The sequence below is a fragment of the Dysosmobacter acutus genome (assembly GCF_018919205.1).
In the GTDB taxonomy this organism is placed as follows: Bacteria; Bacillota; Clostridia; order Oscillospirales; family Oscillospiraceae; genus Oscillibacter; species Oscillibacter acutus.
On the sequence record NZ_JAHLQN010000001.1, the window covers coordinates 2811430 to 2836830 of the forward strand.

At 58.0% G+C, this 25401-nt stretch carries 39 protein-coding genes; 4 read left to right on the forward strand and 35 right to left on the reverse strand.

Annotated features, from left to right (window positions below):
• Nucleotides 1–15: 15 nt before the first annotated feature.
• From KQI82_RS13710 to KQI82_RS13745, 8 genes are all read right to left on the reverse strand, one after another.
• The gene (locus KQI82_RS13710; RefSeq protein ID WP_216633274.1) at nt 16–1323 is read right to left on the reverse strand and encodes a metal-dependent hydrolase family protein; all 1308 of its coding nucleotides are present in this window, start codon (nt 1321–1323) and stop codon (nt 16–18) included.
• A 32-nt stretch (nt 1324–1355) separates the two neighbouring features.
• On the reverse strand, nt 1356–2327 hold the full coding sequence (locus tag KQI82_RS13715) for an ABC transporter ATP-binding protein (protein WP_216633275.1): 972 nt from the start codon (nt 2325–2327) through the stop codon (nt 1356–1358).
• Nucleotides 2328–2339: 12 nt separating this feature from the next.
• A complete protein-coding gene (locus KQI82_RS13720) occupies nt 2340–3314 on the reverse strand; it encodes an ABC transporter ATP-binding protein (protein WP_216633276.1) in 975 nt (324 codons plus the stop codon).
• Nucleotides 3315–3324: 10 nt separating this feature from the next.
• Entirely contained in the window at nt 3325–4200 is an 876-nt protein-coding gene (locus tag KQI82_RS13725) for an ABC transporter permease (RefSeq protein WP_338148984.1), read from the reverse strand.
• 4 nt (nt 4201–4204) lie between these two features.
• Nucleotides 4205–5182 (reverse strand): nickel ABC transporter permease, encoded by a 978-nt coding sequence (nikB, locus tag KQI82_RS13730; RefSeq protein ID WP_216633278.1) that lies wholly within the window; start codon nt 5180–5182, stop codon nt 4205–4207.
• A 95-nt stretch (nt 5183–5277) separates the two neighbouring features.
• The gene (locus tag KQI82_RS13735) at nt 5278–6834 is read right to left on the reverse strand and encodes an ABC transporter substrate-binding protein (RefSeq protein ID WP_216633279.1); all 1557 of its coding nucleotides are present in this window, start codon (nt 6832–6834) and stop codon (nt 5278–5280) included.
• 28 nt (nt 6835–6862) lie between these two features.
• The gene (locus tag KQI82_RS13740) at nt 6863–8029 is read right to left on the reverse strand and encodes a MalY/PatB family protein (protein ID WP_216633280.1); all 1167 of its coding nucleotides are present in this window, start codon (nt 8027–8029) and stop codon (nt 6863–6865) included.
• Between the two features lie 247 nt (nt 8030–8276).
• Nucleotides 8277–9176: a MurR/RpiR family transcriptional regulator gene (locus tag KQI82_RS13745; RefSeq protein ID WP_216633281.1), complete on the reverse strand. Its 900-nt coding sequence runs from the start codon at nt 9174–9176 to the stop codon at nt 8277–8279.
• A gap of 204 nt (nt 9177–9380) precedes the next feature.
• Here KQI82_RS13745 and KQI82_RS13750 point away from each other — a divergent pair, with 204 nt between their 5' ends.
• The 4 genes from KQI82_RS13750 to KQI82_RS13765 are packed head-to-tail and all read left to right on the forward strand — an operon-like array spanning nt 9381 to nt 11426.
• Nucleotides 9381–9992 (forward strand): RNA polymerase sigma factor, encoded by a 612-nt coding sequence (locus KQI82_RS13750; RefSeq protein ID WP_338148985.1) that lies wholly within the window; start codon nt 9381–9383, stop codon nt 9990–9992.
• Nucleotides 9976–10464 (forward strand): hypothetical protein, encoded by a 489-nt coding sequence (locus KQI82_RS13755; RefSeq protein ID WP_216633283.1) that lies wholly within the window; start codon nt 9976–9978, stop codon nt 10462–10464. The genes KQI82_RS13750 and KQI82_RS13755 overlap by 17 nt, the downstream gene beginning before the upstream one ends.
• Nucleotides 10454–11104 (forward strand): hypothetical protein, encoded by a 651-nt coding sequence (locus KQI82_RS13760; protein ID WP_216633284.1) that lies wholly within the window; start codon nt 10454–10456, stop codon nt 11102–11104. The genes KQI82_RS13755 and KQI82_RS13760 overlap by 11 nt, the downstream gene beginning before the upstream one ends.
• On the forward strand, nt 11097–11426 hold the full coding sequence (locus KQI82_RS13765; protein WP_216633285.1) for a hypothetical protein: 330 nt from the start codon (nt 11097–11099) through the stop codon (nt 11424–11426). Before KQI82_RS13760 ends, KQI82_RS13765 begins: the two co-directional genes overlap by 8 nt.
• Here KQI82_RS13765 and KQI82_RS13770 read toward each other — a convergent pair.
• The 27 genes from KQI82_RS13770 to rpsC form a co-directional block, all read right to left on the reverse strand.
• The gene (locus KQI82_RS13770) at nt 11423–12130 is read right to left on the reverse strand and encodes a polysaccharide deacetylase family protein (RefSeq protein WP_216633286.1); all 708 of its coding nucleotides are present in this window, start codon (nt 12128–12130) and stop codon (nt 11423–11425) included. The genes KQI82_RS13765 and KQI82_RS13770 overlap by 4 nt on opposite strands.
• Before the next feature lie 123 nt (nt 12131–12253).
• Nucleotides 12254–12616, reverse strand: coding sequence for a hydrogenase maturation nickel metallochaperone HypA (locus KQI82_RS13775; protein WP_216633287.1), 363 nt, complete (start codon nt 12614–12616; stop codon nt 12254–12256).
• A gap of 438 nt (nt 12617–13054) precedes the next feature.
• The gene (gene rplQ / locus KQI82_RS13780) at nt 13055–13399 is read right to left on the reverse strand and encodes a 50S ribosomal protein L17 (RefSeq protein ID WP_187333332.1); all 345 of its coding nucleotides are present in this window, start codon (nt 13397–13399) and stop codon (nt 13055–13057) included.
• Nucleotides 13400–13454: 55 nt separating this feature from the next.
• Nucleotides 13455–14405: a DNA-directed RNA polymerase subunit alpha gene (locus KQI82_RS13785; RefSeq protein ID WP_216633288.1), complete on the reverse strand. Its 951-nt coding sequence runs from the start codon at nt 14403–14405 to the stop codon at nt 13455–13457.
• 84 nt (nt 14406–14489) lie between these two features.
• The gene (gene rpsD, locus KQI82_RS13790; protein WP_187333330.1) at nt 14490–15119 is read right to left on the reverse strand and encodes a 30S ribosomal protein S4; all 630 of its coding nucleotides are present in this window, start codon (nt 15117–15119) and stop codon (nt 14490–14492) included.
• Between the two features lie 25 nt (nt 15120–15144).
• Nucleotides 15145–15552 carry a 30S ribosomal protein S11 gene (gene rpsK, locus KQI82_RS13795; RefSeq protein ID WP_187333329.1) on the reverse strand — a complete coding sequence of 136 codons (408 nt, stop codon included), beginning with the start codon at nt 15550–15552 and terminating at the stop codon, nt 15145–15147.
• Nucleotides 15553–15568: 16 nt separating this feature from the next.
• Nucleotides 15569–15937, reverse strand: a complete 369-nt coding sequence (rpsM, locus tag KQI82_RS13800) for a 30S ribosomal protein S13 (RefSeq protein ID WP_187333328.1) — start codon at nt 15935–15937, stop codon at nt 15569–15571.
• 25 nt (nt 15938–15962) lie between these two features.
• Entirely contained in the window at nt 15963–16076 is a 114-nt protein-coding gene (gene rpmJ / locus KQI82_RS13805) for a 50S ribosomal protein L36 (protein WP_014116882.1), read from the reverse strand.
• Nucleotides 16077–16089: 13 nt separating this feature from the next.
• The gene (infA, locus tag KQI82_RS13810) at nt 16090–16308 is read right to left on the reverse strand and encodes a translation initiation factor IF-1 (RefSeq protein WP_021858709.1); all 219 of its coding nucleotides are present in this window, start codon (nt 16306–16308) and stop codon (nt 16090–16092) included.
• Nucleotides 16309–16311: 3 nt separating this feature from the next.
• Nucleotides 16312–16596 (reverse strand): KOW domain-containing RNA-binding protein, encoded by a 285-nt coding sequence (locus KQI82_RS13815; RefSeq protein WP_216633289.1) that lies wholly within the window; start codon nt 16594–16596, stop codon nt 16312–16314.
• A 16-nt stretch (nt 16597–16612) separates the two neighbouring features.
• Nucleotides 16613–17362, reverse strand: coding sequence for a type I methionyl aminopeptidase (gene map, locus KQI82_RS13820; protein WP_216633290.1), 750 nt, complete (start codon nt 17360–17362; stop codon nt 16613–16615).
• Between the two features lie 3 nt (nt 17363–17365).
• Nucleotides 17366–17998 carry an adenylate kinase gene (locus tag KQI82_RS13825; RefSeq protein ID WP_216633291.1) on the reverse strand — a complete coding sequence of 211 codons (633 nt, stop codon included), beginning with the start codon at nt 17996–17998 and terminating at the stop codon, nt 17366–17368.
• Nucleotides 17999–18011: 13 nt separating this feature from the next.
• Nucleotides 18012–19391 (reverse strand): preprotein translocase subunit SecY, encoded by a 1380-nt coding sequence (gene secY / locus KQI82_RS13830; RefSeq protein WP_216633292.1) that lies wholly within the window; start codon nt 19389–19391, stop codon nt 18012–18014.
• Nucleotide 19392: 1 nt separating this feature from the next.
• Entirely contained in the window at nt 19393–19833 is a 441-nt protein-coding gene (rplO, locus tag KQI82_RS13835; RefSeq protein WP_216633293.1) for a 50S ribosomal protein L15, read from the reverse strand.
• 14 nt (nt 19834–19847) lie between these two features.
• Complete coding sequence (gene rpmD / locus KQI82_RS13840) at nt 19848–20030, reverse strand: 50S ribosomal protein L30 (RefSeq protein ID WP_187333322.1); 183 nt, start codon at nt 20028–20030, stop codon at nt 19848–19850.
• 13 nt (nt 20031–20043) lie between these two features.
• A complete protein-coding gene (gene rpsE / locus KQI82_RS13845; RefSeq protein WP_216633294.1) occupies nt 20044–20544 on the reverse strand; it encodes a 30S ribosomal protein S5 in 501 nt (166 codons plus the stop codon).
• 20 nt (nt 20545–20564) lie between these two features.
• Nucleotides 20565–20924 (reverse strand): 50S ribosomal protein L18, encoded by a 360-nt coding sequence (gene rplR, locus KQI82_RS13850; RefSeq protein WP_216633295.1) that lies wholly within the window; start codon nt 20922–20924, stop codon nt 20565–20567.
• A gap of 14 nt (nt 20925–20938) precedes the next feature.
• Nucleotides 20939–21484, reverse strand: coding sequence for a 50S ribosomal protein L6 (gene rplF, locus KQI82_RS13855; RefSeq protein WP_216633296.1), 546 nt, complete (start codon nt 21482–21484; stop codon nt 20939–20941).
• Between the two features lie 17 nt (nt 21485–21501).
• The gene (gene rpsH, locus KQI82_RS13860) at nt 21502–21900 is read right to left on the reverse strand and encodes a 30S ribosomal protein S8 (RefSeq protein WP_216633297.1); all 399 of its coding nucleotides are present in this window, start codon (nt 21898–21900) and stop codon (nt 21502–21504) included.
• A gap of 178 nt (nt 21901–22078) precedes the next feature.
• Entirely contained in the window at nt 22079–22264 is a 186-nt protein-coding gene (locus KQI82_RS13865) for a type Z 30S ribosomal protein S14 (protein ID WP_187333317.1), read from the reverse strand.
• Nucleotides 22265–22278: 14 nt separating this feature from the next.
• Nucleotides 22279–22818 carry a 50S ribosomal protein L5 gene (rplE, locus tag KQI82_RS13870; protein WP_216633298.1) on the reverse strand — a complete coding sequence of 180 codons (540 nt, stop codon included), beginning with the start codon at nt 22816–22818 and terminating at the stop codon, nt 22279–22281.
• A gap of 19 nt (nt 22819–22837) precedes the next feature.
• Nucleotides 22838–23152 carry a 50S ribosomal protein L24 gene (rplX, locus tag KQI82_RS13875; protein WP_187333315.1) on the reverse strand — a complete coding sequence of 105 codons (315 nt, stop codon included), beginning with the start codon at nt 23150–23152 and terminating at the stop codon, nt 22838–22840.
• Between the two features lie 12 nt (nt 23153–23164).
• Nucleotides 23165–23533 (reverse strand): 50S ribosomal protein L14, encoded by a 369-nt coding sequence (gene rplN / locus KQI82_RS13880; protein WP_187333314.1) that lies wholly within the window; start codon nt 23531–23533, stop codon nt 23165–23167.
• A gap of 14 nt (nt 23534–23547) precedes the next feature.
• Entirely contained in the window at nt 23548–23814 is a 267-nt protein-coding gene (gene rpsQ / locus KQI82_RS13885) for a 30S ribosomal protein S17 (protein ID WP_449866952.1), read from the reverse strand.
• Nucleotides 23815–23831: 17 nt separating this feature from the next.
• Nucleotides 23832–24044, reverse strand: a complete 213-nt coding sequence (rpmC, locus tag KQI82_RS13890; RefSeq protein WP_187333313.1) for a 50S ribosomal protein L29 — start codon at nt 24042–24044, stop codon at nt 23832–23834.
• Nucleotide 24045: 1 nt separating this feature from the next.
• Complete coding sequence (gene rplP / locus KQI82_RS13895; RefSeq protein WP_187333312.1) at nt 24046–24480, reverse strand: 50S ribosomal protein L16; 435 nt, start codon at nt 24478–24480, stop codon at nt 24046–24048.
• Nucleotides 24480–25394: a 30S ribosomal protein S3 gene (gene rpsC, locus KQI82_RS13900; protein ID WP_216633299.1), complete on the reverse strand. Its 915-nt coding sequence runs from the start codon at nt 25392–25394 to the stop codon at nt 24480–24482. The genes rplP and rpsC overlap by 1 nt, the downstream gene beginning before the upstream one ends.
• Nucleotides 25395–25401: the final 7 nt, after the last annotated feature.

Genomic DNA, 25401 nt, shown 5'->3' on the forward strand with positions numbered 1-25401 from the left:
CGTTCCCTCCCGTTTTCACTCTACGCTCCAGTTGACGCCCAGCCCCATGGGCTCCGTTTCCCCGGGCACCCCGGGCCAGAAGGCCTTCTCCTTTTCAAATCCGGGAACCTTGCTCCATACCGTGCGGCACTCATGAATGACCATCTCCAGATTCCGCAGATCGGAAATCCGCTGGTCGGGCTTTCCCCGGACCGCAAGAATGTCCCCGGCCAGCCCCGCTTTCAGCGCCCCGGTCTCACCCTCCACCCCGCACAGCTCCGCACTGGTGGCGGTTGCCGCCCGGATGGCCTCCAGCGGGGTCAGCCCCACCTGTGTCAGCAGCTCCACCTCGTGGGTGATGGCAAACGTGCCGCCAAACCGGTCGGAGGGCAGGGTGTCCGTCCCTGTGCAGATTTTTTTCACACCGGCCTCCACCGCGTACCGGGCGCTTTCCATATGGGCCGGGTGAGCGGCCGCCAGCCGCTCTGTCACGCCCTTGCTCAAAATCTCACTGTACTCCTCAAAGGACTCCACGTCCGTGATGGTCAGCGTCGGTACATAAAACACATTGTGCTCCGCCATCATCCGGGCCGTCTCCCGGTCGATCCGGTAGGCGTGCTCCACGGAATCCACACCGCACCTTACGGCGGAGCGCACCGCCGCGTCATTGCTCAAATGGGCGGAGACGATCTTTCCATTCATATGGCTGACCTCGCACACCGCCTGTCCTTCCGCGTCCAGAATGTGCTTATTGAACATGCCCTCCCGGGCCGTTCCGCCGGCGCCGCCTGAGTAGTAAAGCTTGATTTGATCCACGCCTCTGCTCATTTCCGTGCGGGCGGCGCGCACAAACTCGTCCGGCCCGCTGCAGCATACGCCGCCTCTGGTGCGGAAGCAGTGGCCCCCGTGGGGCAGAATGGGCGAGCCGCAGGTGATCAGCCTGGGGCCCCAGACCATGCCGGCCTGTATGGCGTCCCGCAGGCAGACGTCGATGTTGTCGGACCCGCCCACCGTGCGCACCGTCGTGACGCCGGCAAAGAGGGACTCCGCCAAATGGCGGAAGTACAGCAGCGTGAGGCTGGGTGTTTCATACCCGCCGCTGTCCATGGAATAGAGATGGGTATGTACGTTAAACAGTCCCGGAAGGAGCGTGTAGCCCGGCAGGTCCATAACCTCGTCCCCGGACTGGGGCTGAAAGGGGCAGCCGGCTTCTTTACCGGCGTAGAGAATCTTTCCGTCTCTCCGCTTTCCCTCCGGCTTCTCATAGACCAGAATGCCGTCCTCCACCGCGTTTGCTCCGGTGCCGTCCACAATGCGGGCCTGTTTTAAAAAGCACTGTGCCATGTTTTCTCCGCCCTTTCTGTTTATTCTGCCGCCTATCTGCATCCGCAGGGCAGGCCATTGATTCTCCGGCAATGGTGGCAGGCCACAAAGTGGCCCGGGGTGATCTCCTCAGTCCTGGGCTCCTTGTCAAAGCATTCCTCAGTCGCATAGTTGCACCGCGCCGCAAAGCGGCACTTTTTGCCGGGATTGATGGGGGAGGAAATCTCTCCCTTCAGCAGGATCCGCTCGCTTTTTTTATGGATGCTGGCCCGGGGGATCGCGGACAGCAGCGCCTTGGTATAGGGATGGAGCTGGGTCTTGAACAGCTCTTTGGTGGGGCATCGCTCCACAATCTGTCCAAGGTACATCACCACGATATCATCTGAGATATGCTTCACCACGGAAAGGTCGTGGGTGATGAACACATACGTCAGTTCCCGCTCCGCCTGCAGGTCCTGCATCAGGTTTAATATCTGGGCCTGAATGGACACATCCAGAGCCGAGACCGGCTCATCACAGACGACGAACTGGGGGTTGAGCGCCAGAGCCCGGGCGATGCCGATGCGCTGCCTGCGCCCTCCGTCCAGCTCATGGGGATAGGCGTTGTAAAACCGTCTGGCCAGCCCCACCGTCTCCATCAGCCGCTCAACCTGGGTCAGCTGCTCTCCCGGCACGCGATAGATCTTCAGCGGCTCGCCAATGGTCTGTCCAACCGTCATCCTGGGGTTCAGGGACGAGTAAGGGTCCTGGAAAATCATCTGCATCTTCCGGCGCAGGTCATGGAGCTCCGCCGGCGCCGGACTGGTAACATCCCTGCCCTCATACAGGATCCGTCCTTCGGTCGCCGGCAGCAGATGCAGCAGCAGCCGGCCCAGCGTGGATTTGCCGCAGCCGGACTCTCCGACCACGCCCAAAGTCTTTCCCTTCTCCAGCTGGAAGCTGACGTTGTCCACCGCGTGAAGCAGTCCGCCGGGCGTTTGAAAATACTTTTTGAGGCCAACCGCCTCCAACAATATACTACCCACCGCGTCTTCCTCCTACTCTTGTCCGTCGAACAGGTGGCATCTCACCATATGCCCCGGTGCAATTTCCACATTCGCGGGCCGGATGGTCCTGCACTGCTCCATGCAGCGGCTGCATCTGGGGTGGAATTCGCATCCTTGCGGCAGATGGGCCGGATCGGGCATCAGCCCCTCAATCGGCTGGAGCCGCTCCGTCTCCTCCTCCAGACTTGGGATGGACCCAAACAGCCCCAAGGTGTAGGGATGCTTTGCGTGATCGTAGATGTCCTCCAGTGTGCCCGACTCCACAACCCGGCCGGCATAGGTGATGGCCACTCGGTCGCAGACCTCGGCCACCACGCCCAAGTCGTGGGTAATCAGGATCATGGAGGTATTGAACTTCTTTTTCAGCCCGGCCATCATCTCCAGAACCTGGGCCTGAATGGTCACGTCCAGGGCGGTGGTGGGCTCGTCGGCAATCAGCAGCTTGGGGTTGCAGGCCAGGGCAATGGCAATCACCACGCGCTGTTTCATGCCGCCGGAAAACTGGTGGGGATACTCGCTGAAGCGCTCTGCGGGGATACCGACCAGCTTGAGCATATCCACCGCGCGCCTGTTGGCCTCGGCCTTGGACACTTTGTCGTGGAGGCGTATGACCTCGGCGATCTGCTCTCCGACCACGATGACCGGATTCAGGGCGGTCATGGGGTCCTGGAAGATCATGGCAATGTCCTTGCCCCGGATCTTCCGCATCTGGTGGTTGTTCTTTTTTAGCAGGTCTTCCCCTTCAAACAGGATTTCCCCGCTGCTCACCTGGCCCGGGGGGTTGGGGATGATGCCCATCACCGCCTTGGCCGTCGTGGTCTTCCCGGCGCCGGTTTCTCCCACCAGACCCAGGGTCTGCCCCGCCCGCAAGTCCAGGGACAGCTCGTTGACGGCACAGATGACGTCCTTATCCTTCACATACCGCACGCTCAGATCGCGGATGGAAAGCATATACTCTCCGTTCATACCCTATCCCTCATTTCTTCAGTCTGGGATCCAGCGCGTCCCGCAGCCCATCGCCCAGCAGGTTCAGACCAAAAATCGTCACCATGATGGCAAGGCCGGGAAAAATCACCACGAACCAATGCTCCCGGATAAAGGGACGGGCTGCGGACAGCATTGCGCCCCACTCCGGGGACGGCGGCTGCACACCCAGGCCCACGAAGCTCAGCGAGGCCGCGCAGAGGATGGCATTGGCCACGCTCATGGTGGTGTTGACGATCAGCGGAGCCATACAGTTGGGCAGGATATGGTGCAGGATGATCCGGTAGTTGCTGCCCCCAATGGAGTGGGCGGCCTCCACAAACTCCTGGTCCTTGATGGACAGAATGGACGCCCGCACCACCCGGGCACAGGAGGGGGCCGCGCCGATGGCAACGGCAATGATCACATTTTGCACCGTATTCCCCAGGGCCGCCACAATGGCGATGGACAGCAGCATGCTGGGGATTGCCATGACCACATCCACGCAGCGCATCACGATATTGTCCGTTTTCCCTCCGTAATAGCCTGCCAAAGACCCCAGCAGCGCGCCAAAAATAGCGGAGAGGATAGCGGAGAGCACGCCGATCACCACGGAGATCCGTCCGCCGTAGAGAATGCGGCTGAAAATATCCCGGCCGTAATTGTCTGTGCCGAACAGGTGCTGGAAAGAGGGGGACAAAAACTTCTCCTTCAGGTTCTGATCGTCCACGCCGTAAGGAGCTATGACCCCCGCAAAGATGGAGCTGAGCACCACAAGCGCAATAATGACCAGGCCAAGCATCGCCATCCGGTTCTTTCTCAGGCTCTTCCAGGTTTCCTCCAGAAAACTGACGCGGCGCAGCACTTCTTCCTCTCTGGGCTTTTCCACAGTACTACTCCTCATCATAGGGCACCTCCTGCGCGGTTTTTTTCTTCTTGCCGCCGCTGTACTGGGAGCGGATGCGGGGGTCCACAAAGGCGTAGAGGATATCCACCAGCAGATTGACCACCGCAAAGCACAGGGCGATGAGCAGCACGCCTCCCTGGACCATCGGGTAGTTCTTCGCGGTCAGCGCGTCCAGCATCAGCTTGCCAAGTCCCGGAATGGAGAAAATGGATTCCACCATGATGGCTCCGCCTAACAAGGACCCAAACGAAAGCCCCAGGACCGTCAGCACCGGGATCATCGCGTTTTTCAGCGCGTGCTTTATAATGATCACGCGCTCAGACTGTCCTTTCGCCCTGGCCGTGGTGATGTAGTCCTGGCGGATGACCTCCAGCATGGCGGAGCGGGTCTGACGCATGATATTGGCAGAGGAGCAAAGGCCGATCGTGCATACCGGCAAGATCCAGTGAAGGGGCGTGTCAAACCCCGATGGGGGCAGCCATTTCAGATTGAGCGAGAACAAAATCATCAGCATCAGGCCCAGCCAGAAAGTCGGCATGGATACGCCGGTCAGGGCAACCACCGTGGCCAGGTTGTCGAAAATGGTGTACTGCTTTGTGGCCGCGATGATGCCAGCCGTAATGCCAACGACCGCCGAAACCAGCACCCCCAGCGCCGCCAGGATAATGGTATTCGGCAGGCGGTCTATCAGCTCCACACTGACCGAACGGCGGGTGGTATAGGAAATGCCGAAGTCAAACTCGGTCACGATCCCCTTGAGATAGTTGAAGTACCGGACAAAGAAGGGCTGGTCCAGCCCCAGTTCCTCTTCCAGCTGGGCCACCGTCTCATCCGTGGCCTCCACGCCCAGCATGTATTCCGCCGGATTGCCGGGCGTGATATAGAGCAATGTAAATACAACAAAGGACACCGCCAGCAAAACGGGAATCATCATCAGGATTCTCTTGAATATGTACTTAGCCATTATTGCCTCCCTTTTTACATCTGCTGACCATCGCCCATATCCGGGTCTGCGCGGGGCGCCCACCGCGCCCCGCAGTCCCCAGAGCTCTGCCGGGATTATTGATAGACAACAATGTCGCCCAGATAGGGGGCGCCGCTGGCGGCGCCGACGAAGCCGGTCACATTGGGCGTGGTCAGGTATGCGATATTTTTATCCGCGACGGTGATGATGGCCATATCCTCATAGTAGAGGATTTCCTGGGCCTGACGGTAGAGCTCATTGCGCTCTTCCGGGTCCATGCAGGAGGCGGCCTGGTTCTTCAGGTCTGTAATACGGCTTTCAAAGGCATAGGTAAAGTTTCCGGTGTAGGTGGGGTCAAAGTCCCCGATGAAGAACCCGCCGTCGTCCGCTGCATAGCTCCAGCCGCAGATCCAGCAGCTGCCCTTATACTCACGGACGTCGCTTAGGACCGCAGACATATCCGCCTGCACCAGATTGACCTTGAACCCGGCCGCCTTCCACATGTTCTGGCAGATTTCAGCAATGCTCTGCACATCGCTGGCGGTATAGGCCAGCACGGTGATCTCCGCCTCGCCTTCCCCATAGCCGGCCTCGCTCAGCAGCTGCCTGGCCTTGTCCGGGTCATACGGGCAAAGGTCCAGCTTCGCGGCGGAGGTAAAGGACTGCGCGCAGATCCCGCCGGGGGCGGAGCCCATGGCGCCGTAAACAGATTCCGCAATGGCCTCCAAATCCAGGGCATAGGCCATGGCCTGTCGAACCTTTAAATCGCTCAGGACCGGATCTGAAGGGTTCAGATAAATGCTGGTGGCGCCAAAGGCCGGAGTGATCACCGTGGTCACATCCCCGCTGCCGGACAGACGATCCACATCGCTGGCGTCGGGATTGAAGGCGATGTCGGCATTGCCGGTCTCCACTTCAATGGCCCGGCTGGCCGCCTCGGTGACAAACTTGAAGGTCAGGGTCGTATAGGCGGGCTTTTCACCCCAGAAATTCTCGTTGCGCTCCAAAGTCACCTGGGTTCCGGCGCTCCAATCCACAAATTGAAAGGCGCCGGTGCCGATGGGCGTCCGCTTGGCCTCATCATCGCCCATCTCCTCCACAGCGCTTTTGCAGACAATGCCTGCGCGGCTCATGGAGAGATATGTAAAAATGGCGGCAAAGGGCTCCTTGGTCACAATGTCCACCGTGGTCTCGTCCACCACCGCGGTTTTTTCCCCGTCAAAGGCGGAAAACATTGTGGCGGAGTTGGCGTTGAGGGTGGCGCGTTCAATGCTGTAGCGCACGTCTTCCGCGGTCATCTTTTCTCCGTTGTGGAACGTGACGTCATCCCGCAGGTGGAAGCGTACCGTGCACTCATCCACCGTCTCCCAGGACTCGGCCAGGCAGGGCTGGGGAGTGCCGTCCCCGCCAATGGTCACAAGGGTGTCGAACACCTGGGCCTGAATGACAAATGCGTTGATCTGATTGGTTTGCTGTGGATCGATTCCGTTGGGCTCGCTGTTCAGCACAACGGTTACGCTGTCCTTCACGGTCTTCTCTGCGCCGCTGGACGCAGCTCCGCCGGAGGCATATCCTCCGCTCCCGCCGCAGGCACTGAGCAGCCCCGCCGTCATTGCAATGGCCATCATCGCGGATAAAATGCGCTTTTTCATCTTCTGGTCTCCCTTTCTTTTTATTTTTTCAAAACGCGAACGCAGTTCTCAATTGCTCCAATCCATAGCGCAGGTATGACCTGGGTGCTCCTATGTTGAATCGGATGAACCCCTCTCCCCCGGGGCCGTACTCCGCTCCGTCGCTCACCGCCAGGCGGGCCTCTTTAGCCATCCGCTCCATCAGCTGCCGCTGGGGCAGGTGATACCGGCTGAAGTCCAGCCACATCAAGAACGTGCCCTCCGGCATGTGCACCTGGACCTTCGGAAGGTTTTCCCGGAGGTACAAGCAGGCGTACCGGGCGTTTTCCTCCAGATATGCCACAAGCTCATCCACCCAGCCGGCGCACTCCCCGTAGGCTGTTTTGGTGGACAGATACCCCAAAAAACACACCCCCATGTGGTATTTCGTAATCTCCTCCCGAAGACGGGACATCAGCTCCCGGTTCTTTGTCAGCAGATAGCCGGACTTAAAGCTGGACAGGTTGAAGGTCTTCGCCGGGGAATTGAGCAGCAGGGCGCATTGCTCCGCCTCCTTTGAAACCGACAGGACAGGGATATGGGTATGCCCGCTGAACGCCAGATCGCTGTGGATTTCATCCGCGATCAGCACCGCCCCATACCGCTGGCACAGCTCTGCCACGGCGGCAAGTTCCTCCCGCTCCCAAACCCGGCCCACAGGATTGTGAGGACTGCACAGAATGTAGGCCTTTGCCCCCTGTTTCAGCCGCTCCTCAATGCCGCGGAGATCCAGCGTATACCGTGTCTCTCCCCGTACCAGCGGCACATCCGCCACCACCCGGCCCAAGCGCACAATTACATCCATAAAGGGGTCATAGACCGGTGTATTGACAATGACCCGGTCCCCAGGTTTTGTCACCACATTCAGCGCATGGGCAATGCCCATCACCACGCCCGGCAGGGGGAGAATCTCCTCTTTTTCCACCCGGAGGCCGTGTCTACAGAGATACCAGCCGACAATGCTCTCAAAATATCCGTCATCCGCAAAGGTATAGCTGTACGCAGGACACTCCAGCCGCCTCTCAACCGCCCGCCGGATCTGCGGAGGGGTGGCAAACTCCATGTCGGCAATCCAGAAGGGCATCAGGTTCCCGTCGCCGTACGTGCTTTTCAATCCATCCCATTTATAGCAATTGGTGCCCTTACGATCGGGCATTGCGTCAAAATAACTCTCCATACGCACTCTCCCCTGGCCCTGACGGCAATCACGCCGCCCCAGTCAATTTTTTCGGATTCCGCCGCTGTTTTCTCCTTGTTACTCCCAGTATATAATCGCTCTTTTCCTCCGTCAAGAATAAAGATATAATTTTTAACCTTTTCTCTCTTTTATCTATGTTTCGAATTCTATTTTTGGTGATTTTTCATACCAATTTTGGTAATAAAACTTGTCGCCCATAAAGCGGAGGTAAATTGCGTCCTTTTTCCTATTGATCTCCTCCGGTCCCAATGCTGCCGCTGTCCCATATTTCAAGCTGATATGTCCGCAGGAAATCCTCTATCTGCTTGAGCCTTCCCTGCGTAATGCTGACGGTCCTGGCGCCCACCTCCTGGCACAGGAGCTCTATTGCAATGAAAATCGAGACCGCAGTCATGGTCATGTTCCAATCCGTACACTCCGTATTGATCGCCAGGGTTGCCTCCTTATATAAAATGGTATCGGAGGAATCCGTCAAAATGATGGTGGGGATATTCCGGTCATGGCAGATTCGCACCACTTCCACCGTCCGTTTGACAATGAGATGGGCGGAAGCCACCGCGATCAGCACATCCTCACCAGTCATCCCCGCCAGAACGTCATACATATAATCGGCCGAGTCGCTGAGCTGGCAGACGGACAGGCCATGGCGCGTCAGCAGGCTGCCCAGATACAGTCCCAGGGGGTAGGAGGACCGCAGCCCGATGATGAAGATCCGCCGCGCGCGCAGGATCATGCCGGCGCCCTCCTCAATCTTCCCGATGAACTCCCGCTGGTTCAGCCGCTTGGAAACGATTTCGCATTCCGTCAGCAGGGTGGATACCCCTTCTCCATCCCTCCCCTGCTCCAACTGTCTCCTGGTCAGGTCCCAATATCCTGCATAGGAGGTCTTTGCCTGTTCCACCGCCACCTCGTGCAGGTCATTTTTAAACTGCACATAGCTTTCGTAGCCCAGGGCCTGGATGGTCCGGATCACGGTGGTGGTTCCCACCCGCGCCTTCTCCGCCATCTCCACGATGGTCAGGGCACTGCATTCGAACAGATTTTTGCAGATATACTCGCACAGCGTTCTCTGCCTTCTGGGCATCAGATCCAGTTTATCCTGTATTTTTGTCAGCAAATCATTCATTTGCACCCTCCGTTTTCATCGTCCTGTGGTATAATGGTCATAATAATTAAGCTGTGCAGAGAATTTGGATAGATTTATTACCATTTTAACACAGGCCTTTTGGAGAGGCAAGCATAATTCTCCGGCTTGCGTGGGTCTGAATGTCTTCAGAGCGGCCAGTTTCACCAAATGACCGGCTTCTGTCCGCTCTGCTTGCGGGGCTGCGTGTCCGGACTTAAAAATTTCTTCTGTTTTTTTGAAGAAACACAGCCCGGCGCATCGTATCATAGACAGCGCAGCGCAGCAGGGAGGTGGCCGGCTACGACAAATGAATCCTTTGACCAGCTGGTCATCCAATACGAACGGCTTGTCTACACCGTCTGCCGCCAGATGGTGCAGGACAGCGCCGCGGCGGAGGACCTGACCCAGGAGACGTTCCTCTCCGCCTACACCCATCGTGACAGCTGTCCGAAAGGGTACGCAAAGCAGTGGCTGGTCCGAATTGCCGTCAACAAGGCAAAGGACTACCTGCAAAGCGCCTACCGCCGCCGCACGGTCCTGCCCGGCGACGACGCACTTCCCCTGGCCGCCGCTCCTCCTCTGGAAGCCCAGGCCATTGCCCGCAGCGAGGCGGCCGCCATCGCCAGCATGATCCGGGCGATGAAGGAGCCATACCGCCGGGTCTGCGTTCTGGCCCTGTTGGAGGAAAAAAGACCTGAGGAAATCGCCCTAACGCTGGGCAGACCCGTTAAAACCGTACATACGCAGCTGTCCCGCGGCAAGCGGCTCCTGCGGGAAGAACTGGAAAGGAGGGAGCGCAATGGACCTGTTTCATGAAAACGGGCATCTGACGGATGAGGCACTGTTCGCTTTACAAGGTGAAAAAACACTCAGTGACCTCTCCCGGCTGGAAATCGCAGAGCATCTTTCCTACTGCGACGTGTGTCTGATGCGATACACCGACCTTCTGGCGGAGACTGAATTGGAGACGCCGGTGTGCTCCTGCCACGGCGGGCTGTGGCACCGGATCCGTCTGCGCTCCATCCGCATCCTGACCAGCCGCTACGCCACGGCGGCGGCCGCGCTCATCATCGTGTTCTCCCTCTGGGGGTTCGGTATCTTTGGAGGCATAGTGGAGCGTTCCAGCCAGCTCTCCCAGGCGGATACGGCTTTTACGCAGAACCTGGGCAGCTGGCCTCAGCAATGGAGCGACTCGCTCAATACCATCTTCGATAAATTGGACGGCGCGTTCAGCGCCTTTTCCGGAAACAGCAATCACAATTGGAGGGAATTAAATCATGAATCGTAAAAGTGGGATCCTCTTATTTCTCTGCGCCTGTATCCCCGGCTGCGGCCAGATGTTTCAGGGGTATATGAAACGCGGCGTATCCCTGCTGGGAATGTGCTGCGCCATCATCGGCATCGCGTCCTTTCTCAACATCGGCGAGCTGGCCATTTTGCTGCCGGTGATCTGGATTTACGCCTTCTTTGACAGCTACAACCTGCGCAACCAGCCGGAAGACGACATGCAGAGCGATGAGTACCTGTTCGGCCTTTCCGAGCTGGACAGTCAGCGCCTCAGCGCCCTGTGCATGCGGCGCCACAGCATCATCGGCTGGGGACTGGTGGCTCTTGGCATCTATGTGTTCTACAATACGGTGATGGACCAGCTGATGGACCTGCTCACCAATTACTGGGATGGCTTCTGGTGGGTCCGGAGCCTTGTGATGTACACCCTGCCCAGGGCCGTAGTCACCATTTTGATCATCTGCCTTGGCATCTGGTTCATCCGCGGCCCCAAGCCAAAAGAGGACGAGGAGGACTACTCCTTTGTCCCTCCGGAGCAGAACGATCCCCGGCAGAGCGACGATCCGTCGGGCCAGCCGGACGGCCCGTCGGTCATCACGCTGACCCAAGGCAGTGACAAGGAGGCAAATCAGGATGAATGAGCCCACTCCCGTTCCGGAGAAGGAGCCCGGCGTCCGCCGGGTTGGCACGATCACCATGGGATTGGTTCTGGTGGTCTCCGGAGTCTGCATGCTGATCTCCATGTTCTTTCCAAACCTTGACCTGCGCTGGGTTCTTCAGGCGGCGCCCCTGGCCCTTGTGAGCCTGGGGGTGGAGACACTTCTGGCCGCGGGGCGCCGCAGCCGGATCAAGTACGATTGGGTGGGCATGCTGCTCTGTGTTTTGATCGTCTGTACCGCTCTTGGCCTCTACACCATGGCCTGGTGCTTTGTCCATTATCCCGACCACTTCTTCTGCTTTTAGTGGGACTGGTCAGCGGAGAGGTACATGGTGCCCGCCTGAGGCGCCACGCCGCTTAGGGCAAGGAGCTCCTCCACGGTGACAAACTCATAGCCCTGGCCCTGCAAGGTGTCCACAATCCGCAGCGCCGCGTCCACAGAGGTGGGATAGGTGTCGTGAAGCAGGATGATGGACCCGGGCTCCACATGGTTTAAAACCGAAGAGACCACCCGGTCCGCGTTCTGGTACTTCCAGTCCTCCGGGTCCACGGACCACTGCACCATGGGCACGGTGATCCAGGGCCGCTCCCGCTGCTCAATCAGGCCGTAGGGCGGACGGAGCCAGTACGTATCCTCCCCCAGCAGCTCTTTCAGCAACTGGTCCGTGAGACGGATCTCCTCCTGCGCCTCGCCCTGCTTCATCCCCTCAATTTTCACATGGGACCAGGTGTGATTGCCCACCTGATGGCCCTCCGCCTTCATCCGCTGCACCACATCCGCGTTCTCTTCGATCTGTTGGCCGATCAGGAAAAAGGTGGCGCTGGCCCCCCGCTGGCGCAGTCCGTCCAAGAGCCGTTCCGTGGTGACGCGCCGGGGTCCGTCGTCAAATGTCAGCGCCACATAGTGGGTGATCTCCACATCCGCCTCTGCGGAGACGACGGCGTCGGGCTCCGGGCTGGGAAACATCAGCACAAACAGCAGAAAAACAATCATCAAGATACGGCGCATGACAAGACCTCCTCACAAATTCGGCTTTCGTAGTTTGTGACGGCGGCATATAAATAAACCGGGAGATTTCAGCAAAAATCTCCCGGTTTTTCTATGTTTTATGGAATCTGGAAAAATATGCGATCACGCGGCGCACATCTTCAGCAGGGCCTGGAGAATCACCAGAACCGCTACTATAACCGCCGCGGTGCCCGGCTGCTTTTCTTTTTTACCAGTCTCCTTTTGGGGTGTCGGTTTTTGGGGCGCCGGCTGCTTTTTGATCCGGCGGTCCGGCTGTTCCAGTCCCACCCTCCGGCGCACCTTTTCCTCCTTGTGCAGCTCGGTATGTACAAAAGAATCCGCATGATTCCGCTCGTTCAGTCCATCCACCCGAACAGCGGATGTGCTGCTTCTATGGGGCGCGTTATAAGCGCCGCAGCGGGGACAGAAGTCATCCACATCATAGTCGTAGCGTTTCCCGCACTCTTCACAGTACACTTCCCGCATAGCCGCACCTCCTTTTTCCTTTATCATACCATTTCATTTTAATTTTGAACAGTAATAGTTCTGTAAAATCCATCCACTCCCCCAAGACGTCGGATTCTCCCTTCCATTGCGGGCTGGGGCTCCGCATACAGGCAAAAAGTAAATACAAATTGGATTTTTTATTTAAAAAATACTATTTGGATAGGAAGGCATCTCTCAGTTGCACAGAATACACCTGAGATGCCCGGATTCCCAACGACGATCTCAGTTTGTGGTGACGCCGCAAAAGGTGGAGCGGGCTCTCGCGGCCGTTTTGCGGCATGGCGGACGGAAAGCGTTCCATGGCGGAGGAGGGGGCGGCATGGCCGCTCCTCCCTTTGCATGGTCTCAAATCATAAAACAAAAGCCCTTTGCTATGCGCTCCATGTCACATAGCAAAGGGCTTTTTGTTAAATGGACTTACTTCACCAGCTCAATGATGGCGGTTTCAGCGGCGTCGCCGCGGCGCACACCGGTGCGCACAATGCGGGTATAGCCGCCGTTGCGCTCCGCATAGGTAGGAGCAATCTCCTTGAATAGCTTCTTGCAGACATCCTCGCGGGTGATAAAGCTCAGCGCCTGGCGATAGGCGGCCAGGTCGTTTTTCTTACCCAGCGTAATCATCTTTTCAGCCATGGGCTTGATCTCCTTGGCGCGGGTGACGGTGGTCTCCATCTTGCCGTTGTCCAGGAAGTCGGTGACCTGCTGGCGGAGCATGGCCCTGCGCTGGTCGGTGGTTTTGCCAAGCTTACGGGTTCCGGGCATTTGAGTTCCCTCCTTATCAGGAATTTTGTGGCTTCATCAGGGCGTCCCCTGATGCTCAGTTATTGTCGTCGTCGGCCAGGGACAAGCCCATCATGGCCAGTTTGTTGATGACCTCTTCCAGTGACTTGCGGCCCAGGTTGCGCACCTTCATCATCTCGTCCTCCGTCTTGGAAATCAGGTCCTCCACGGTGTTGATATTGGCGCGCTTGAGGCAGTTGAAGCTGCGGACGCTGAGATCCAGCTCTTCGATGGTCAGCTCCAGCACCTTATCCCGCTGAGTCTCGGCCTTTTCCACCACGGTGGGCTTGCTGCCCACGCTCTCACTGAGGTCAGTGAAGAGGGTGAAGTGGTCGCAGAGGATCTTGGCTCCAAGGGACACGGCGTCCCTGGCGGAGATGGTACCGTCGGTCCACACTTCCAAAGTCAGCTTATCGAAGTCGGTCAGACTCCCAACGCGAGTGGGCTCCACCGTGTAGTTGACCTTATACACAGGGGTATAGATCGAGTCCACGGGGATCACGCCGATCACCGGCTGCTGGGGCTTGTTGTGATCGGCGGAAACATAGCCGCGGCCATGGGACAAGGTGATCTCCATGTTCAGCGTGGCGCCGTTGTCCAGCGTGGCGATATGCATGTCGGGGTTGAGCACCTCCACCTCGCCGTCACTCTTGATGTCGCCGGCAGTCACTTCACAAGGGCCAACTGCCTCAATATAGACTGTCTTGCCGCCCTCGCTGTGAAGCTTGGTCAGCAGGCCCTTGATGTTCAGGACGATCTCCGTCACATCCTCCTTGACGCCGGGGATGGTGGAGAACTCATGCTGCACCCCGGCGATCTTGATGGATGTGGCCGCGGTTCCGGGCAGGGACGAGAGCATTACGCGGCGCAGCGCGTTGCCCAGCGTCGTGCCGTAGCCGCGCTCCAGCGGTTCCACCACGTACTTGCCATAGGTTGCATCACCCGGAGTCTCGATGCACTCGATTTGGGGCTTCTCAATTTCAATCATGCAGTTACCCTCCTTCTTCGCATGACGGCGCAATACGGCACTGCGCCGTTAAGAATGGTTTTAATGATCGAGGGTTTCCTCCTATTACTTGGAGTACAACTCAACGATGAGGTGTTCCTCGATGGGAAGATCAATATCCTCTCTCGCGGGTACTGCAATGACTTTTGCCACATTGTTGTTCTTATCCATCTCCAGCCACTTGGGAATCACGCGGGAACCATTGGCTTCCAGAGAACCCTTGAACTTTTCAATGCTGCGGGAATTCTCAGCCAGCGCAATGACCTCGCCGGGCTTCACCAGGTAGGAAGGGATGTTGACCTTCCGGCCGTTGACGGTGAAGTGGGCGTGGCGGACCAGCTGGCGGGCCTCGGCGCGGCTCATGGCAAAGCCCAGACGATAGACTACGTTGTCCAGACGGGTTTCAAGGATGGACAGCAGGTTCTCGCCGGTCATGCCCTGACGCTTGTTGGCCATTTCAAAATACTCGTGGAACTGATTCTCCAGAACGCCGTAATAGCGCTTGGCCTTCTGCTTTTCACGCAGCTGCACGCCATATTCGGACAGCTTCTTGTTTCTTGCGTTGCCATGCATGCCAGGGGCATAGCCACGGCGCTCGATGGAGCACTTATCCGTATAGCAGCGGTCGCCCTTCAGGAAGAGCTTTTGGCCTTCTCTGCGGCACAGGCGGCAGACTGCTCCGGTATATCTTGCCATAATGCTTTATACCTCCTACTTTCGATTAGACGCGGCGACGCTTGGGGGGGCGGCAGCCGTTGTGGGGGATGGGGGTGACGTCCTTGATCATGGTCACCTCAAGACCAACTGCCTGCAGCGCGCGGATGGCGGCCTCGCGGCCCTGGCCGGGGCCCTTGACGAAGACCTCAACGGTCTTCAGGCCGTGCTCCATAGCGGCGCGGGCGGCCACCTCCGCCGCGGTCTGGGCCGCAAAGGGAGTGGACTTCTTGCTGCCGCGGAATCCCTGTCCACCGGAGGAGGCCCAGGAGATTGCATTGCCCTGTGTATCGGTGACAGTCACCATGGTGTTGTTGAAGGAGGAACGGATATGCACCTGGCCCTTCTCAATGTTCTTCTTTTCGCGACGCCGGCGGATGACCTTCTTACCGGCTCCTGCTTTCGCTGTTGCCATCGTTCAATCTCCCTCCTTACTTCTTCTTGTTCGCAATGGTCTTCTTGGGGCCCTTACGGGTTCTTGCGTTGGTCTTGCTGCGCTGGCCGCGGACGGGCAGACCTCTGCGGTGCCGCATGCCGCGATAGCAGCCGATTTCCGTGAGACGCTTGATATCCAGCGCCACATTGCGGCGCAGGTCGCCTTCCACGGTATAATCCTTGTCAATCGCCTCACGAAGCTTGGCCTCGTCGGCGTCGGTCAGATCCTTCACGCGGGTGTCAGGGTTGATGCCTGTGCGCGCCAGGATGTCCTTGGCGCTCTTTCTGCCGATTCCATAGATATAAGTCAGGCCAATTTCGATCCGCTTATCCTTCGGCAGGTCAATGCCGGCAATTCTTGCCATACTGTTTCAGCACCTCCAATTAAAGTTAGCCCTGTCTCTGCTTGTGCTTGGGATTCTCACAAATCACCATGACCCGGCCTTTGCGGCGGATCACTTTGCACTTTTCGCACATGGGCTTCACGGACGGTCTTACTTTCATACTAATAAACCTCCTATTTGCTGCGCCAGGTAATCCGGCCACGGGTCAGGTCATAGGGAGACATCTCCACCGTCACCTTATCACCGGGCAGAATCCTGATGAAGTTCATCCTTAGTTTTCCGGAAATATGCGCTAAGATCGTGTGTCCATTTCCAATGTCGACCTGGAACGTCGTGTTGGGCAGGGACTCGACCACCACGCCCTCCACTTCAATCATGTCGGATTTTGCCAAAGGTTATCCCTCCTGGTCCAGATTACTTGTCTCGCGAAAACTCGCGAGGGCTCTGCGAAGCTCGCTGTTTGTGATTTTTTCATCGCTTCTGATCTTGTCGGAAAGACGGGTCTGCTCCGCTGAAACAAACTGCACATGCCTGCGCTTTTTTCGTTTCGGGGCTTCCACCCTGCGGCCCTTCCCGTCCGCCAGCAGCAGGTACTCCCCTTCCACGCAAAGGACGTAGAAGAGCTTGCCCCGGTCTCTGCCGGCGGATGCTTTCACAATATTTGATTTTGCAATGTCCATACGTTTCACACCTGCGTCACACCGGGTCCGTCAGAAGCTCCGGAGCCCCGTCCGTGATGAGTATCGTATTTTCATAGTGGGCCGCATAGGCTCCGTCCGCCGTCTTTACCGTCCAGCCGTCCGGCATTTGGCAGATGGCAGCGCTGCCAGCGTTCACCATGGGTTCGATTGCCAGAGTCATGCCCCGCAAAAGCCGCGGCCCCCGGCCGGGATGCCCGTAGTTGGGCACCTCCGGTGATTCGTGCATCTTGGTGCCGATGCCGTGACCGACATACTCGCGCACGATGGAGAATCCGTTTGCCTCCGCATAGGCTTGGATCGCCGAGGAGATATCTCCCAGGCGATGTCCCTCCCTGGCATAGGCGATCCCCTCAAAAAAGCTCTGCCGGGTCACGTCGATCAGACGCTGGGCCTCAGGCGAGATCTTTCCACAGGGGAAAGTTGCCGCACAGTCGCCGTGGTATCCGCCGATGTAAGCTCCTACATCCACGCTGACAATGTCGCCCTCCTGGAGGATTCTCTTGCCGGGAATCCCGTGAATGATCTCATCATTCACTGAAATGCAGACGGACGCGGGAAAGCCGTTGTAGTGCAGAAAGGACGGGACGGCGCCGTGCTTTGTGATAAACCGGTATACCTCTTCGTCAATTTCCTGGGTTGTTACGCCGGGCCTTACCATTTCCCCTGCCAAGGCACGGGCAGCCGCGGTAAGTTTTCCAGCCTGGCGCATCGCTTCGATTTCATGCGGGGATTTCAAGGTAATCATATCTTATCTCCCTACCGCATGAAGGATGGCCTGAGAGGTCTCGGCCAGGGTAGGCCGGGTCTCCACAGACTTCAGAATGCCCCGGGCCTCATAGAAGCCCTTCAGCGGTTCTGTCTCTTTATGATAGACCTGGAGACGTTCTTTCACCGTCTCGGGCTTATCATCCTTGCGCTGTACTATCTTGCCTCCGCACTTGTCACACACGCCGGGAACCTTGGGAGGCACAGCTACCAGATGGTAGCTGGCCCCGCAGGATTCGCATACACGGCGGCCGCTCATGCGCTCCATGATAGCCTCGTCGGAGATCTCAATGGAGAGGACAGCGTCGAATTGAATTCCGGCTTTCTCCAGGGCCTCAGCCTGGGCGATGGTGCGGGGCACCCCGTCCAGGATATAGCCGTTTTTGCAATCTTCCTCCCTTAGACGCTCAGTGACGATGCGGATGATGATGTCATCCGGCACCAGGTTGCCGCCGTCCATATACCCCTTGGCCTCCTGGCCGGTGGGCGTTCCGTTTTTGATGGCCGCGCGGAGGATGTTGCCGGTGGAGATCGCGGGAACTTGCAGCTCCCTGCACAGGACTTCCGCCTGTGTGCCCTTGCCGGCGCCGGGAGCACCCAGCAAAATCAGTTTCATTGCGCTTCCCTTCTTATTCCAGGAAACCCTTGTACTGACGCATCAGCATCTGGGATTCCAGAGCCTTGACGGTTTCCAGCGCAACACCGACCACGATGATGACGGAGGTTCCGCCGATGGAAAGGGAGAAATTGCCCATAATCTTGCCGACAATCAGCGGGCAGATGGCCACGATACCCAGGTAGATGGCACCAAAGAGCGTGATCTTGGAGAGGACCTTGCTGATGAAGTCAGTGGTGGGCTTGCCCGGACGGAAGCCGGGGATGAAGCCGCCCTGTTTCTTCAGGTTGTTGGAAATCTCCACCGGGTTGAACTGAATGGTGGCATAGAAATAGCTGAAGCCAATGATCATCAGGAAGTAGATCACCATATAGAGGATGGACTTGGTGTCAATGGCATTGAGCAGAGAATACGTGAAGGTGCCCTCCTTCGGCGCCTTGAAGAAGGCGGCGATGGTGGCCGGCAGGGACGCGATGCTCTGGGCAAAGATGATGGGCAGCACGCCGGCCATGTTGACCTTCATGGGAAGGTGGGTGCTCTGGCCGCCGTACATTTTCCGGCCCACCTGACGCTTGGCATACTGCACGGGAATGCGGCGCTCGGCGTCGTTGATGAACACGATGAAGACCACCAGCGCCAGCATGCCCACCAGGATCAGCGCGATGCCCCAAGGGGCAAGCGCCTGATTCAGATAGGACTGGGCCTGGGCTTCGGTATAGTTGTAGGCACTCATTACGCTCTCTACGGTCAGCGTTCCGCCCTGGATACCGGACCAGATCTTCACACTGTCGATCATGCTGGAGACCATGGCCGGAACACGGGAGAGAATGCCCGCGAACAGGATGATGGAGATACCGTTGCCAATGCCGAACTCCGTCACCTGCTCACCCATCCACATCACAAAGGAGGAACCTGCCACAAAGGTGACAATGATCACCAGAGCAGTCCAGATCGTGGGATCGGACACGCTCAGAAGTCCGTTGTTCTTCATCAGCATATAGTAACCGAAGCCCTGCAAAATGGCAATGGCCACGGTGGCGTAGCGGGTGATGGACTGGATCTTCTTGCGGCCTTCCTCGCCGCCCTCCTTGGCCATCCGCTCCAGGGCGGGAATGGCCACGGTGAGCAGCTGGATGATGATGGAGCTGTTGATATAGGGCTGGATGCTCAGCGCAAAGACCGTGGCGGAGGCAAATGCACCGCCGGACATCACGTTGTAGAGTCCTAACACAGTGGCGCTCATGGAGTCCAGATAGGCTCCCAGGAGCTTCACGTTGACATACGGAACTGTAATCGCATTACCAATACGGAAAATCAGCAGAATCAGCAGTGTAAAGATGATCTTCTTCCGCAGCTCGGGGATAGCCCACGCTTTGCGTACTGTTTGGATCACGTTACATCACCTCTGCCTTTCCACCTGCCGCCTCGATTGCCTCCTTGGCAGACTTGGAAAAAGCAGATGCCTGTACAGTGACTTTGCGGTTCACCTTTCCGTTGCCAAGGACTTTGTATCCATATTCGCACTTGCTGAGGATTCCCTTGGCAAGCAGCGCCTCGCTGGTGACGGTCTCGCCGTCCTCAAAAGCGTTCAGCGCGCTGAGGTTGATGATCTCCAGCGGCTTGGCAAAGATGTTGTTGAAGCCGCGCTTCGGGACACGGCGGGAAAGGGGCATCTGGCCGCCTTCGAAGCCGATGCGGACTCCGCCGCCGCTGCGGGCCTTCTGGCCCTTGTGGCCGCGGCCACCGGTCTTGCCATTGCCGGAGCCGTTGCCGCGGCCCTTGCGATAGGCCTCACGGGTGGAGCCGGCAGCGGGAGACAGTTCATTCAGTTTCATAGTCTCGCACCCCCTTAGTTGGCTTCTTCAACCTGAAGCAGATAGCCGATCTTGGCGATCTTGCCCCGGGTCTGTTCATTGTCGGGCTGCACGGTAGTATCACCGATCTTGCGCAGACCCATGGAGTTGGCGGTTGCAATCTGCTTTTGCAGTCTGCCGTTCAGGCTCTTGACGAGCTTAATATTTAAGTTTGCCATCTTAAGCTCCTCCTTAACCCACAATCTCTTCTACGCTCTTGCTACGGATGCGGGCGACTTCCTCAGGACCTCTCATTGCTTTCAGGCCTTCGAAAGTGGCAGCCACAACGTTGTTGGCATTGTTGGAGCGCAGACACTTGGTGCGGATGTCCTTGATGCCGGCGGCCTCGACGACGGCACGCACTGCGCCGCCGGCGATCACGCCGGTACCGGGAGCTGCGGGCTTGAGCAGCACTCTGCCGGCGCCGAACTCACCGATGATCTCATGGGGAATGGTGGTGCCGGACAGCGTCACGGTCACCAGGTTCTTCTTTGCATCCTCAATTCCCTTGCGGATTGCCTCGGGAACTTCGGCGGCCTTGCCCAGGCCATAGCCCACGCGGCCCTTGCCGTCACCCACGACAACCAGCGCCGCGAACTTGAAGATACGGCCGCCCTTGACGGTTTTGGACACTCGGTTCAAGGACACAACTTTCTCGGAAAACTCACTGGGCTCTCTTTCAAATCTTGCCATTTTGTTGTTCCTCCCTCCGATCAGAATTTGAGGCCGCCCTCACGGGCGCCTTCAGCCAGTTCCGCCACACGGCCGTGGTACAGGTATCCGCCGCGGTCAAAGACCACGGTTTCAATGCCCTTTGCCAGGGCGCGCTCAGCCACCAGCTTGCCCACACCGCGGGCCGCGGCCTTGTTTCCGCCGTACCCTTCGATGGACTGATCCAGGGAGGAAGCGCTGCACAAGGTGACGCCGTTGACATCGTCAATCACCTGGGCGTAGATGTTCTTTTCGCTGCGGAACACATTCAGACGGGGCTGCTCGGGGGTGCCGGAAATTTTGGCACGCACCCTCTTGTGGCGCTTCAAACGCTGTGCGTTGGTGTCAGGTCTTTTAATCATTTCGGCACACCTCCTTACTTCTTGGCGCCGGTCTTACCAACCTTACGGCGGATGACCTCATCGGCGTACTTGATGCCCTTGCCCTTATAAGGCTCGGGAGGACGCTTCTCGCGGACTTCGGCGGCGAACTGGCCCACCTTCTGCTTGTCGCATCCACTGATCACAATTTTGTTGGGAGCGGGAACATCAATGGTGATGCCTTCAATTTCAGAGACGATCACCTGATGGGAAAATCCGATATTCATAACCAGGTTTTTGCCGTCTTTCGCCACTCTGTAGCCCACGCCGTTGACGTCCAGTTCCTTCTTGTAGCCCTCGCTGACGCCCACAACCATGTTGCTGAGCAGCGTGCGGGTCAGGCCGTGCAGGCTGCGGTGCAGCTTGTCGTCGGAAGGACGCTCCACGGTGAGCACACCGGCGTCCTGCTTGATGATCATTTCGGGGCGCAGAGCCTGGCTCAGCTCGCCCTTGGGTCCCTTGACGGTAACCACATTACCCTCGGCGACCGTGACGGTGACGCCTGCGGGGACGGTAATGGGCATTCTACCAATTCTTGACATACGTTCAAATACCCTCCTTACCAAACAAATGCCAGGACTTCACCGCCGACATGGGCCTCGCGGGCCTTCTTGTCGGTCATGACGCCCTTGGACGTGGAAACAATTGCAATGCCCAGGCCACGGAGCACGCGGGGCAGCTCGTCGGCGCCCACATAGACGCGCAGGCCGGGTTTGCTGACACGGCGCAGGCCAGTGATGACCTTTTCCTTGCCGGCGTTGTACTTGAGCGTAATGCGGATGATCCCCTGGGTACCGTCATCCACAATCTGGAAGCTCTTGATGTAGCCCTCGTCCAGCAGAATCTGAGCAATGCTCTTTTTCATGTTGGAGGCGGGGACATCAACGGTATCATGCTTGGCGCTGTTCGCATTGCGGATACGGGTCAGCATATCTGCGACGGGATCTGTGATGTGCATACTATTTTCCTCCTAATATTAGAGTTACGACTCATCTAAGTCGTTCAGGCAGCGAGGTATCACTACCAATTTGGAGCACCCGCTCGATATGGCGCGTAATTGGCAGTGACCTTTCGCCATCCTATCTATCCAAAGGCACAGGCCCTTGGTCCAAGTTGCGCAAAGGCTTCCCTTCTCCTTAGAAGGATGCCTTTCTCACGCCGGGGATCTCGCCCTTGTAAGCCAGCTCACGGAAGCAGATACGGCACACGCCGTAGTTGCGCAGGTAAGCATGGGGGCGGCCGCAGATCTTGCAGCGGTTGTACTTGCGGCTGGAGAACTTCGGCTCCGCCTGCTGCTTCAGAATCATAGACTTCTTAGCCATTTCGTTTCTCCTCCTTAGCGCTCAAAGGGGGCGCCGACCAGCTCCAGGAGCGTACGGGCCTCTTCGTCGGTCTGGGCGGTGGTGCAGATGATGACATCCATGCCGCGGATCTTGTCGATCTTGTCGTACTCGATCTCGGGGAAGATCAACTGCTCCTTGATGCCCAGGGCATAGTTGCCGCGTCCGTCAAAGCTGTTGGGGTTGATGCCGCGGAAGTCGCGGACACGGGGCAGGGCCACGTTGAACAGGCGGTCCAGGAACTCCCACATCTTCTCGCCGCGCAGCGTCACTTTGGCGCCCACGGGCATGCCCTCACGCAGCTTGAAGTTTGCCACGGACTTCTTGGCCTTGGTGATGACGGCCTTCTGGCCGGTGATGGTGCTGAGATCGCCCACCACGTTCTCCAGAATCTTGGCGTTTTCACGGGCCTCGCCGCAGCCCACATTGACAACGATCTTGTCGATCTTGGGAATCTGCATGACGCTCTTATAGTTGAACTTCTTCATCAAAGCGGGAGCGACTTCAGCCTTGTATTTCTCTTTCAATCTTGCCATTTCGGTCTACTCCCCTTTCTTACAGCTCAGCGCCGCAGTGCTTGCACACGCGGCTCTTCTTGCCGTTTTCAATCTTATGGGCAATCCGGGTGCCCTTGCCGCACTTGGGGCAGACCACCTGCACCTTGGAGGCGTACATGGCGGCTTCCCGCTTGACAATGCCGCCCTCCTCGCCCTGCTTGCGGGGCTTGACGTGGCAGGTCACCATGTTGATGCCCTCCACGACCACTTTGCGCTCGGCGGGCACGGTGCCCAGCACCTTGCCCTGCTTGCCCTTGTCCTTGCCGGACAGAACGACGACGGTGTCGCCCTTCTTGACATTCAAACTCGTCATCTCCGCGCCTCCTTAAATGACTTCGGGAGCGAGGGACAGGATCTTCATATAATCCTTATCGCGCAGCTCTCTTGCAACCGGCCCAAAGATACGGGTACCTCTGGGGTTCTTGTCGTCCTTGATGAGGACGGCCGCGTTGTCGTCAAAGCGGACATAGGTGCCGTCGGCACGACGCACGCCCTTGGCGCTGCGGACGATCACGGCCTTGACGACTTCGCCCTTTTTCACGGTTCCGCCGGGAGCGCTCTTGCGGACAGAGGCCACAATCACATCGCCGATGTTGCCGTACTTACGCTTGGATCCGCCCAGAACGCGGATGCACTTGATTTCCTTGGCGCCGGTGTTATCGGCTACCTTCAGGTATGTTTCCTGCTGAATCATGTTCCGGCACCTCCTTACTTTGCTTTCTCAATGATCTCGACCACGCGCCATCTCTTGTCCTTGGACAGGGGACGGGTCTCCATGACCTTGACCTTGTCGCCGACACCGCAGGCGTTCTGCTCATCGTGAGCTTTCAGCTTGTAGGTGCGGCCAACGATCTTCTTGTACAGGGGATGGGCCACGCGGTCTTCAATGGCCACAACAACAGTCTTGTCCATCTTGTCGGACACGACCTTACCAACCCTCGTCTTACGGGAGGAAGTTCTCATTTCGTCGTTCATCTTCGCTTACCTCCTTCTCACTGCTTGTCGGAAGCTCCGCTGTGGAGCTCCTTTTCACGCAACATGGTCTTGACTCGGGCAATATCACGCTTGGTCTCCTGAATCTTCAGGGGGTTGTCAAGCTGGTTGGTCGCGTGCTGCATACGCAGGAAGAACAAGTCCTTTTTCAGGCCCGCCAGCTTCTCATTGAGCTGGTCGGCACTCATGCTACGAACCTCACTTGCCTTCATCTTATTCACCTACTTCCTGAGCTTCCAGATCGCTGCGCTTGACAATCTTGGTCTTGATGGGCAGCTTGTGGCTGGCCAGACGCAGGGCCTCACGCGCGGTCTCTTCAGAGACGCCGGCGATCTCAAACATAACACGGCCGGGCTTAACGACTGCAACCCAATACTCGGGGGAACCCTTACCGGAACCCATGCGGGTTTCGGCGGGCTTCTGAGTGACGGGCTTATCGGGGAAAATCTTGATCCAGACCTGGCCGCCGCGCTTGGTGTAACGGGTCATGGCGATACGGGCGGCTTCGATCTGATTGCTGGTGATCCAGGAGGGCTCCAGCGCGACGAGGCCATACTCACCATAGGTGATGGTATTGCCTCTCATGGCCTTGCCGGTCAGGCGGCCACGGTGTACTCTGCGGTACTTGACTCTCTTAGGCAGAAGCATTAGTTTGCGCCTCCTTCCTTAGCGGGCGCTGCGGGAGCAGCAGGAGCCGTGGGTGCGGGGCCTCTGTTGAAGCCACCGTTGGGACGGCTGTTATTGTTGTTGCGGTTGAAACCACCCTGGCCGCCGCGGTTGAAACCGCCGCCCTGACCACCGCGGTTAAAGCCGCCCTGGCCGCCGCGGTTGAAACCGCCGCCACGGCGGTCGCCATCCCGGCGGGGACGGCGCTCACGGCGCTCCTGATAGGGCTTGGAGGTGTCCATGGTGCGGGGAGTGGTGCGCAGGGTCTGAGAGAGAACCTCGCCCTTGTAGACCCAGACCTTGACGCCAATGCGGCCAAAGGTGGTGGCAGCCTCGGCAAAGCCGTACTCAATGTCGGCACGGATGGTCTGCAGGGGGATGGTGCCCTCGTGATAGTGCTCGGTACGGGCGATCTCAGCGCCGCCCAGACGACCGCCGCAGGAGACCTTGATGCCCTTGGCGCCGGCGCGCATGGCGCGGGCCATGGAGTTCTTCATGGCCCGGCGGAAGGAGATACGCTTCTCCAGCTGCTGGGCGATGTTCTCGGCTACCAGCTGGGCGTCCATGTCGGGGTTGCGGACCTCGACGATGTTCAGCTTCACCTTCTTGCCGATCATCTTCTCCACCGCGAGGCGGTACTGCTCGATCTGCTCGCCGCCCTTGCCGATGACGACACCGGGGCGGGAGCAGTGCAGGAAGATGGTGACAACGTCGTTGCTGCGCTCAATCTCGATCTTGGGCACACCGGCGCTGTACAGGGTCTTTTTCAGATAGTCGCGGATCTTCTTGTCCTCGACCAGCAGATCGCCGACCTTCTCATCACTGGCATACCAACGGGAATCCCAGTCTTTGATGACACCCACGCGCATGCCGTGGGGATTTACTTTCTGTCCCATAAAACTG